Below are 249 nucleotides of genomic sequence, written 5' to 3'. Positions count from 1 at the left end.
ATTTATCTGGACTTAAAACTCTGGCGGTGGGGTCTCCTGTGTCTATGCGATCGGGGTCTAATCATCAAACTACTCCGGTGATCTCTACCCCTTCCCTTCAGTCTTTCTGGAATAACCCAGTTGCTGTTATTTCGGCGGGAATTGCTGTGGCTATCATCGCGGGTTATGGTTCTTGGAGTTTGGTGAGCTATTTACTAAATTCTAGTGGCTCGGATTCAGACCCTGACCCGATTACTACTGTTGAAACAG

1 pseudogene is annotated in these 249 nt (G+C 47.0%); it reads left to right on the top strand.

Annotation, left to right across the window (positions count from 1 at the left end):
* Positions 1 to 249: pseudogene (locus B9T16_RS29805) on the top strand (serine/threonine protein kinase); the annotation flags it as partial.

Source organism: Arthrospira sp. PCC 8006 (genome assembly GCF_046480465.1).
GTDB classification, from domain to species: domain Bacteria; phylum Cyanobacteriota; class Cyanobacteriia; order Cyanobacteriales; family Microcoleaceae; genus Limnospira; species Limnospira platensis.
Note: the sequence above shows the minus strand (reverse complement) of the source record. Positions and strands in the feature narration are given on the sequence as shown.